At 42.2% G+C, this 1428-nt stretch carries 1 protein-coding gene; it reads right to left on the reverse strand.

The window, feature by feature from the left end; all coding sequences use genetic code 11:
- Window positions 1–53: 53 nt before the first annotated feature.
- Window positions 54–833, reverse strand: coding sequence for an alpha/beta hydrolase (locus ACYQ2M_RS25045; protein ID WP_459919134.1), 780 nt, complete (start codon window positions 831–833; stop codon window positions 54–56).
- Window positions 834–1428 lie beyond the last annotated feature (595 nt).

Raw genomic sequence — 1428 nt, forward strand, 5'->3', positions numbered from 1 at the left:
GGCCGCGTATTCACCTATTCTATATTTTGGCAAATTGACTTGTCTTAATAAAATCAATTATTCTTATCAATCCATTCATAAATTGTTTTACCAAAATCGAAATCTTCCGGTTTGTTAATCAAATTATGAGCAGCTTCAGGGAATGGCAGGAAATCGTATCCATATTTTACCGCCCAACCGTGAAGTCTTTTGAATTCAAAAAAGTAATCCTTGCCTGCTGCGGCAACGGCTATTGGAGTTGAAGAAATTTTGGCGGCCTTGAGTTTGCAAAAAGGAATAACCATTTGCCTTATAGCCTTAGACGATTCGAAGCCAAGTCTTTCGAAATGAGCTTCAAGGTCTTTCTTCTGAATATCGTTAAAAAAAAGGCGTTGGCACATTTCCTCGTTTTTTATTGCTGTTTTGCGGCCAAACGTTGCTGTTATTCCAGCTTTAGGTGCATGGCGAAAGTACTTTATTGGCAAAAAGAGGCTTCCTCCCATTGCGGGGCAAGGTGCAATTATTACTGACGACAGTGCATCATTTTTTTCTAAAAACTTTTGCACAATGAGCCCGCCCATAGAATGGCCAATTAATACAGGTTTAACGAGAGTTAATTCTTGTATGGAAGCTTCTACTTCGGAAACATAATCCATAATTCCAAGGGCAGCGACACCTTCTGATTTCCTGTTCCCATGACCAGGCAAGTCTAAGGCGTAACTGGTAAAACCTTTTTCGGCCAGATAGTCCATTAAAGGCTTCCAACACCAAGCACCATGCCAGGCGCCATGGACAAAAAACAACGGCGGTTTAGAACTTTCTCCCAAACCTTCTACTTTTAAAAGAGCTTTCATTTCGAATCTCCAATCCAAATTGGGGACTTTTGGTGATGAAACATAAATGTGCCTTATTTGGCCAACGAGAAGCTCAGGGAGTTGCCAAAGGCGAATCACCGTGAACTTCAGAAAAAATTAATAGTTTATAATTCCAGGAGCTTCCAAAAAGGCGGCTCATCTTTGGCAATCCCCTGAAGCGCTGGGTTCTTTTCAAAACGATTCCGTTGATTTATCGAAATCATCATTGAAACGAAAGAGTGATGACGTTATGAAAACCTTCAGGAATTCGGGCCACCCGGAGCAATTATCAGGATCAAAAGAAAGACTCCCGTTCATTCGAATCACCCGGAAAAGCGTTTACCTTCTTTTATTCTTCATTCCTTAGAAAGATCAAAATTAAACTTCCCGAAAGATCGACTTCCCTCCAGGATTATTTTTTGGTGGATGACCGCCATAAACCCTTTTGGTTTCAGGTGCTATTGGAAAAGAACGGGCCGGGCTGTTAAGCCGCGAGACTCGCAGGCCTTGAAAAGAAATGGCTTTTTATTTCTTTTCAAAGCTGAGAATCGCAGTCGGCTTCAACGCCGTGGATGGGTGGAGCGCGCAGCGCGGA

The organism is Desulfocicer niacini, assembly GCF_054657595.1.

Bases quoted from the DNA above. Each gene is read 5' to 3' on its own strand.
- ACYQ2M_RS25045 (WP_459919134.1), bottom strand. From the start codon at position 833: ATGAAAGCTCTTTTAAAAGTAGAAGGTTTGGGAGAAAGTTCTAAACCG.